This window comes from Gordonia jacobaea (genome assembly GCF_001186365.1).
Lineage (GTDB): Bacteria > Actinomycetota > Actinomycetes > Mycobacteriales > Mycobacteriaceae > Gordonia > Gordonia jacobaea.
Map to the genome: position 1 here is coordinate 469,876 of NZ_LDTZ01000017.1, position 8,028 is coordinate 477,903.

At 66.6% G+C, this 8,028-nt stretch carries 7 protein-coding genes and 1 pseudogene; 4 read left to right on the plus strand and 4 right to left on the minus strand.

From position 1 onward, the window contains the following. Nucleotides 1-127 precede the first annotated feature (127 nt). Both ABW18_RS13335 and ABW18_RS13340 read left to right on the plus strand, forming a co-directional pair. Nucleotides 128-1,351, plus strand: coding sequence for an acyl-CoA dehydrogenase family protein (locus ABW18_RS13335; RefSeq protein ID WP_049699495.1), 1,224 nt, complete (start codon nt 128-130; stop codon nt 1,349-1,351). After that, nucleotides 1,348-2,361 (plus strand): phosphotransferase family protein, encoded by a 1,014-nt coding sequence (locus ABW18_RS13340; protein ID WP_049699412.1) that lies wholly within the window; start codon nt 1,348-1,350, stop codon nt 2,359-2,361. The genes ABW18_RS13335 and ABW18_RS13340 overlap by 4 nt, the downstream gene beginning before the upstream one ends. Before the next feature lie 34 nt (nt 2,362-2,395). Here the strand turns inward: ABW18_RS13340 and ABW18_RS13345 are convergent, their stop codons facing one another. Then, nucleotides 2,396-3,142 carry a histidine phosphatase family protein gene (locus ABW18_RS13345; protein WP_049699413.1) on the minus strand — a complete coding sequence of 249 codons (747 nt, stop codon included), beginning with the start codon at nt 3,140-3,142 and terminating at the stop codon, nt 2,396-2,398. A 63-nt stretch (nt 3,143-3,205) separates the two neighbouring features. On the opposite strand from ABW18_RS13345, the gene ABW18_RS13350 reads away from it, so the two are divergent. Next, complete coding sequence (locus tag ABW18_RS13350) at nt 3,206-3,625, plus strand: VOC family protein (RefSeq protein ID WP_049699414.1); 420 nt, start codon at nt 3,206-3,208, stop codon at nt 3,623-3,625. 168 nt (nt 3,626-3,793) lie between these two features. Here ABW18_RS13350 and ABW18_RS13355 read toward each other — a convergent pair whose 3' ends face one another. Further along, entirely contained in the window at nt 3,794-4,882 is a 1,089-nt protein-coding gene (locus tag ABW18_RS13355; protein WP_049699415.1) for a sigma-70 family RNA polymerase sigma factor, read from the minus strand. A gap of 557 nt (nt 4,883-5,439) precedes the next feature. Here ABW18_RS13355 and ABW18_RS13360 point away from each other — a divergent pair. Further along, nucleotides 5,440-6,756, plus strand: a complete 1,317-nt coding sequence (locus tag ABW18_RS13360) for an ROK family protein (RefSeq protein ID WP_082938102.1) — start codon at nt 5,440-5,442, stop codon at nt 6,754-6,756. 46 nt (nt 6,757-6,802) lie between these two features. On the opposite strand, the gene ABW18_RS13365 is transcribed toward ABW18_RS13360, so the two are convergent. Both ABW18_RS13365 and ABW18_RS13370 read right to left on the minus strand, forming a co-directional pair. After that, nucleotides 6,803-7,651, minus strand: a complete 849-nt coding sequence (locus ABW18_RS13365; RefSeq protein ID WP_049699416.1) for an ABC transporter permease — start codon at nt 7,649-7,651, stop codon at nt 6,803-6,805. Further along, nucleotides 7,648-8,028 (minus strand): annotated as a pseudogene (locus tag ABW18_RS13370) (daunorubicin ABC transporter ATP-binding protein); the annotation flags it as partial. The pseudogene ABW18_RS13370 and the gene ABW18_RS13365, both read right to left, overlap by 4 nt.

Below are 8,028 nucleotides of genomic sequence, written 5' to 3' on the forward strand. Positions count from 1 at the left end.
GCCTCGATGGGTTGACCTGAGTCGACGGTCTCTGGCAGTCTTGGGCCACCGAACGAACGCTCGGTCGGAGAGATTGGGCGTGGGGTTCGAGTTGAACCTGCGTGGCACCCCGAGGATGGAGACCCTGATGGCAGTGGAACTGGGCTATTCGCCCGAGGTTGACGATCTGGTGAAGAGGACGACCGCATTCATCCACGAGGTCGTGCTGCCGATCGAGAATGCGAACGACGGCGACATCACCGCGGCAGGCGGCGACGATCTGCGGCGTGATCTCAATAGCCAGGCCAAGGAGTTGGGTATCTTCGCGCCGCACGCCCCCGTCGAGTTGGGTGGTCACGGACTCTCGATGTCGGATCGGGTGCCGGTCTTCGAGGCGGGCGGATACTCGACTTTCGGGCCTGCCGCGCTGCACATCGGAGCCCCCGACGAGGGTAATGTGCACATGCTCGCCCACATCGCCGACGACGAGCAGAAGCTCAAATACCTTGCGCCACTTGCTAATGGCGACGTGCGTTCGGCATTCGCGATGACCGAGCCCGCGCCGGGAGCCGGTTCGGATCCCAACCAACTGCGCACAGAGGCGACCAAGGTCGACGGCGGGTGGAAGATCAACGGCGAGAAGCGATTCATCACCGGAGCCGAGGGCGCAGGCTTCTACATCATCATGGCGCGCACCGCCGGGGCACCCGGCGACCGTGGCGGGGCAACGATGTTCCTGGCGCCCGGAGACACGCCAGGCATCGAGGTCACGCGCCACATCCACACCACCGATCGCGCGATGATCGGCGGCCACTGCGAGGTGCGATTCACCGATGTCTTCGTTCCCGATGCCGATGTGCTCGGAGAGGTCGACCAGGGTTATCGCTACGCCCAGGTGCGGCTGGGTCCGGCGCGCATGACCCACGTCATGCGCTGGCTCGGAGTGGCGGTGCGCTGTCACGAGGTTGGCGTCGACTACGTCGCACACCGCAACGGATTCGGCGGAACCCTCGGCGATCTCGGCATGATCCAACAGATGGTGGCCGACAACGAGATCGACCTCGCGGCGTCGCGTGCGCTGTTGGTCAAGGCTTGCTACGAACTCGATCAGGGGCGTCACGCGTCGTCGGAGACCTCGATCGCCAAGACCTTCGCCGCAGAGGCCTATCTGCGAGTCGTCGACCGATCGATCCAGATGTGCGGTGGGCTCGGCGTTTCCGACGACCTGCCGCTCGCACGGCTGCAACGCGAATTGCGTCCGTTCCGCATCTACGACGGTCCGTCCGAGGTGCACCGCTGGGCACTTGCGCGCAGAGCCGTCGGGCGTGCGCGCAAGAATCGCACGTCGACGCAGCCTGGAGAGAACGCATGAGCACCGCGGAGCTCGTACTCGAACCGCAAGTCCTGCAACGCTTTCTGGTCGAAAACGGAGTCGACGTCGCGGGGCCGCTCGACGTCGAGTTGATCAGCGGCGGAAAGTCGAATCTCACCTTCATGGTCTCCGACGGCGTGCACCGCTGGGTTGCGCGTAGGCCTCCGACAGGTGGCCTCACGCCCTCGGCGCACGACATGGGCCGGGAATGGGCTGTCACATCGGCACTTTCGCGCACCGACGTCCCGGTTGCCACGCCGGTCGCCTTCGACGCCGACGGCTCGGTGCTCGGTGCGCCGTGCACCATCGTCGAATTCGTCGACGGAACGGTGATCCGGACCGGCGACGACCTCTCGGCACTTTCCGACGACGAGGTGGCACGCAATGCGGAGGGGCTGATCTCGACCCTCGCCGCGCTGCACGCCGTCGACTTCGAGGCGGTAGGACTCGGGGAGTTCGGTAGGCCAACGGGTTTCGCGGGTAGGCAGGTGAAGCTGTGGGCCAGGCAGTGGTCGCACGTCCGCGGCAGGGATCTGCCCGACGTCGATCGGCTCGTCGATGCACTCGGTGAGCGAGTGCCCGAGCAGGCGCGTGCGACCGTTGTGCATGGCGACTACCGCGTCGACAACACGATCCTCTCGACCGACGACCCGGGAACTGTTGCCGCAGTGGTCGATTGGGAGATGTCGACGCTCGGCGATCCGATCACCGACGTCGCCCTGATGTGCGTCTACCGCACGCCGATCTTCGATCGGGTTCTCGGCTTCGACGGCGCCTGGACCAGTGACCGCTACCCGTCGGCCGATGAGATGGCCCAGCGGTACGCGACACTGACCGGGAACGACCTCGGCGACTGGCCGTTCTACCTCGGGCTGGCCAACCTGAAGCTGGGTGTGATCGCGGAGGGCATCAGCCATCGCGCACGTGCGGGCGCGGCGTCGGAGGGCGCAGAGCACGCAGCCGAGGCGACGGGCGAATTCATCGCCGCGGGGCTGGCCGCGCTGGGTTAGCGTCGGGCCGAACCGTTCAGCGGAACGTCGGCGTTCAGCGGAACGTCGCGATGCCGCCGTCGCGGTCGACGAGGTGGGCGTGTTCGTTGAGTGACATCACCGAGGTCCCGCTTCGGCCAACGAGGAGTTTGGTCACCGATGCGTTGACCATCGTGCGAGCCATCGCAGGCCAGCGGTGCGGCGGCACTCCCCACAGTTCGGCGATCACCTGAGTGATGGTGCCCGCCGACGACACGACGAGGACGGTCTGCCCGCTGCCTGCCAACTCCGCTGCACGCTCGCCGGCACCGGTGACCCGCGAGCGGAACTCGGGATAGGTTTCGCCGGAGCCGGGTGGCGTGGTCGCGCCCTCGGCCTCCGCCATGCTCGTCTGGTCGATCCAGTGCGCGAGGCCTGCGTCGAGGCGCTGCTGATACGACTTCTGATCGGCGAACTCGTCCGGGGTCGCTGCGCCGACGAGCGCGGGCAGTTCGTACTCGTTCCACGCCGGGTCGACGATCGGTTCCGGTGCGGAGTCGAGTCGGGCGAGAACGCCGGCAAGTGTCTCGGTCTGTCGGGCCAGGTCGCCGCTGATCGCGGCGGTGACACCGCTGATCTGCGCGGACAGCAGGGTTCCGGTGAGGCCCGCCTGGACCCGACCCGTGTCGGTGAGGCCGGGGCCGGGGTTGCTCACGGCTGAGGCTGAGTCGTCGGCGGGCGCGTCTCCGGTGGGCGCACTGTCGGCGACCCCGTACGCGGACGGGTTGGCCTGGCCATGTCGTACGAGGTAGATCACTCCCATGGTCGTAGAGCCTATGCGGTCGAGGAACGATGACTTCCGGGTGGCGTAGAGGTCGGTCTGTGTATGGCGTCAACGTTGTTCATCACGCTGCCCGTCGACGACACTGCGCGCTCGCGCAGGTTCTTCGAGAGCATCGGTTTCCGCACCGACGAATGGTTCTGCGACGCCGGAACAGTCTGTCTCCCGATCAACGAGCGCACGATGCTGGTGCTGCTTGCCGCCCAGCGTTTCGCGGGGTACTCCGCGGCGGGTCGGGGCGCGCGGTTCTGTGCCGGCACGTCGCGCGAGGTGGTCCTCGCGTTCTCTGCGTCGTCTCGGCACGAAGTCGACGACATGGCCGACACCGCGCTGGCGAACGGCGCGACCGCGCTGCGTGAGCCCGACGACCACGGCTTCACCTACAGCCGCAGCTTCTGCGATCCCGACGGCCACGCCTGGGAGATCGTGTGGATGAACCCGGGCGCGATCACCGAGGCGGGGTGATCTCGACAAGCTCGATCAGCGGTGGGGCGCTCGATCAGCGGTTGGGCGGCCCTTTCCCGCTGATTGAGCCGGCCGCGAGCGGAGCGAGCTGCCGAGTCGAAATCACCTGAGGTGGTCTCGACAGGCTCGACCAGCAGGTGCAGCTCCATCAGCGGGTGGGGCGCTCGATCAGTGCCAGGGGCTCGGCTGGGTGCGGGGCGGCGCGTCGTACGGGGTTGCGGGCAGGCCGAAGCGGGCGAAGTCGGTGGCGAGGTCGTCGCCGAAGAAAGCGACGACGTGCGTGACGCCGGGTGCTGAGTCGGGGCCCGCCGTGCCGAGTTCGAGAACCTGGAGTTGGAACGGGCGGTGCACGCCGTCGGGTTCGCGCATGTAAAGGCCGAATGCGGGTTGCCCGTTCGCGATGGTCGGTATGAGGATCTGGTCGCCCGCCTTCTCTGCGGGGCAGTTGTGTCGGATGAGCGTGCCGATCGCAGCCGGACCCTGGTACCAACCGGTGAAGGGCGGCATTTCCCAGATCGCCTTGTCGGTGAACATGTCGGCGATGGCGTCGACGTCGTACCGCTCGAACGCCGAGACATACCGTGCAAGCAGTTCACGTTTGGCGTCGTCGGTGATCTCTTCTGTCGAATCGTGCTGTGGCGCAGCATTCTTGAGTTGCTCGCGGGCGCGCTGCAGAAGGCTGTTCACGGTTGCGGTTGTGACGCCGATGGTGTCGGCCACCTCGGCGGCTCGCCACTGCAGGACGTCGCGCAGGATCAAGACGGCTCGCTGCCGCTCGGGCAGGTGCTGTAGCGCCGCGATGAATGCGAGGCGGATCGACTCGCGTGCACCGACGACGTAGGCGGGGTCGGCGTCGTCGCCGGGAGAGATCTCGTCGACGGCGCCCGCGTACGGCTCGAGCCACGGGACCTCGCCGTCGGTCTCGAGTGTGTCGGTGGGGTCGAAGGCGTCGCCGCCGAGCCCCGAGGGCAGCGGCCTGCGTTGTTTGCTCTGCAGTGCGGTCAGGCACGTGTTGGTCGCGATCTTGTGCAGCCACGTCCGTACCGATGCGCGGCCGTCGAACTTGTCGTACGCGCGCCAAGCCCGGAGGTAGGTGTCCTGGGTGAGGTCTTCTGCGTCGTGGTGCGACCCCATCATTCGATAGCAGTGGGCCAGGATCTCGCGGCGCAACGGCTCGGTCGCGGCGTGGAATTCGGCGTCGCCCGTGGTGGACGACTCGCTGGAAAGATGCGCAGTGGTGGCGGTCTGCGGGGGCATGTGATCAAGGTTACGACAGGGCACCGACAAGCTCTACGGTTGAAAACGTTCGATAGACGCGCAGGTCGGGTTCCTATCCCGATCGAAGTGGAACGCGACTTTTGCGCGCGGTGCGTCTAACCCGCGACGCCGCGCTCTCGGCGGCCTATTCTCGCCGGTAAACGCCTCTGCCGAGCGCGCGAAGTGGTCTGTGACCTGCGGCAAGGCTTGTGCAAGGGAGTTGCGGCCCGCTGCGATCAGTTGCTAGCTTCGTGCTCATGACGAGCGAGCACGACCGCGCCTTGGCGCAGATCTCAGAGGTGACCTACGTGATCACCGCTCTGGGTTGTCGTCTGCCGTTCGCCCGTGTGCTGTGTTGTCGCCGAATGCGTTGATCCGAGTTCTTCACTCTTCACCAACCTTCCGCATTCCACGCGAATCCTCCGCGATCATCGTCGACCGCCTGCCGTGCACATCGTTGCCGGACGCGTAGACAAATAGCTCGCGGCGCCACGATGTTGCGCGCCACGGATTCGCTGCACCGACACCGCTGCACCGACACCTAGGGACACCAACTCATGACCGCAACCGTTGATCAGCCCATCCGCACCGCTACGCTTTCCTCACCGGTCCGACGGCCGGCCGCACGTCCGATCCCACGCAGGTCGACGCCACGGCCGACGCCTGTGCCAGGACTCGAACCACGTAGCGTCCGGAGAGGGGGGCGGCCGATTCAGATCGCGACACCGCGCCTTGAGCTCTCCGACAAACCCGCAGCGCTCGTATTGCGCACCGCTCGACTCTCCGGCCCGATTTTCCGCGACGACGCCGCAGAGGCAACAGGATTGTCGATCTCGACCGTGAATCGCCAGGTCGGCGCGCTGCTGAAGGCGGGTCTCCTACGCGAACGCGCCGACCTTGCGCCCGCCGGGGCCATCGGACGTCCGCGCCTGCCGTTCGAGATCAACGTGACCGACTTCCTGACTCTCGGTATCCACATCGGATACAAGGTCACCTCGATCACCACCCACGATCTGCTACACCGCGTCGTCGGTGCCATCCAGATCCCGACGCCGATCGCCGAGACCCCCGAGCAGACGCTGACCGCCATCGGCGACAGCGCACGTCGCTTCGTCGGCCGCTGGTCGAATCGTCGAGTGTTGTGGGCCGGTGTCGCGATCGGTGGCCGTGTTGCCGAGGGCGGCTTTGTCGACCATCCGCGTCTCGGGTGGTCGGATGCCCCGGTGGGCAACATCATCGCCGAAGCCGTCGGGCTGCCCGTCTCGGTCGCGTCGCACGTCGAAGCGATGGCAGCTGCCGAACTCGTGGTGAACCCCAGCGACAAGCGCTCGAGCTTCCTCTACTTCTACGCGCGTGAGATGGTCGGCATCGCGTTCAGCGTCGACGGCGCTGTGCACACACCGACCGCGGGCCCGCCGGTGATCGGGCACTTCCCGACCGGGGCGACCACCCTGCTCGACCCGCGGCACACCGGTCGACTCGAGCCGACCGCCAGTGACACCGGCGTTGTCGAGGCCGCGCTCGCACTCGGACTCGACGTGACCGACATCGAGGGTGTGCACGCGCTCGCCCGCGGCGGTGACGCAACCGCCCGCGCGCTTCTCGAAGAGCGCGCGACGGTCCTCGGCCGTGCGGTGGCGCTGATGGCCGACATCTTCAACCCCGACCACATCATCCTCGGCGGGCAGGCGTTCACGGACAATCCGTCGACGCTGCCGCTGGTTGCCACAGCGATCCGCGAGACCTCGGTATCGCCCAAACGCGATGTCCGTGTGTCTCATTCGGGTGTGACGGTGCAGCAGCAGGCGGCGGGAGCCGTCTCGCTCGACGCCGTCTACGGCGATCCGCTCGAGGCGCTCGCCGCGACAGCATAAGGGGGCTCGCCGGCGCGGCGTGCGCCGGCGAGCCTTGCGTTGATGCTCAGTCGGTGGTGCGGCGCGCGTAGTTGCGCAGCGCGAACGGCATGAACAGCAGCGTGAGCACGACGGCCCAGATCAGCGTCGACAACTCCGGGTAGCGCAATGGGAGTGCGGCGTCGGCTCCCGCTGCGGGTCCGTTGCCCCAGAGCACGCGCATCGCCTGGATGAGTGACGAGATGGGGTTCCACTCGGCGATGGTCCGCAGCCACGGCTGCATCGCCTCGGTGGGCACGAACGCGTTGGAGACGAACGTCAGCGGGAACAGCACGGAGAACATGAACCCGTTGACCGCTTCGACCGAGCGCAGCCACGAGCCGATCATGACGCCGAACCAGATCATCGCGAATCCGAACACCAGCACCAGCAGGAAGCCGAGGGTTCCCTCCCACACCGATGTGGTGATCCGCCAGCCGATGATCACGCCTGTCAGCGCCATCACGACGATGCCGATCGACGAGTGCAGCAGGCTCGCGATGCTGCGTCCGATCAGCACGGCCGATCGTCGGATGGGCAGCGACCGGAAACGGTCGATGATGCCCTTCTCGATGTCGGCGGTGATGCCGGTGGCGACGATGAACGCGGTGAACACGATCGTCTGACCCATGATGCCGGGCAGCAGGTACTGCTTGTAATTGATCGCCGGGTTGCCCGCGCTGATCGCCGGTCCGAAGACATAGGCGAACAGCACGACGAACATGATCGGCTGAATCGTCACGTCGGAGAGCATCTCCGGCATGCGTCGAGTATGGATCATGTTGCGCTTCACCATGATCCACGCCTGTTGCCAGACGTTCGTCGGGTGGATCGGCGGGCGTTCGACCAGTTGGGATGTCAGCGATGTGGTGCTCATCGGATGTCTCCGCTCGAGGTGGGGGTGGCGTTGTCGGTGGCGTTGTCGGCGTCGGGGTCGTCGTCGGTGGTCTCGGCGCGGTGGCCGGTGAGGGAGAGGAAGACGTCGTCGAGGCTCGGTCGGGCGAGACCGATGTCGTCGACGGTGATTCCCGACTCGTCGAACCAGCCCGCGATGCGGGTGAGGTCGGCGAGGCCGGAGGCCGACGACGTCAGGGTGCGTGCGGTCTCGTCGATGAATACCTCGCCGCCGTTGCGACGCAACAGATCTTGCGCCGCAGGCAGTGACGCGGCGTTGGACACGGTGATGACCACACTTGCCGCGCCTGCGCGTTCCTTGAGTTGCAGCGGTGTGCCCTCGGCGATGACGCGACCCTT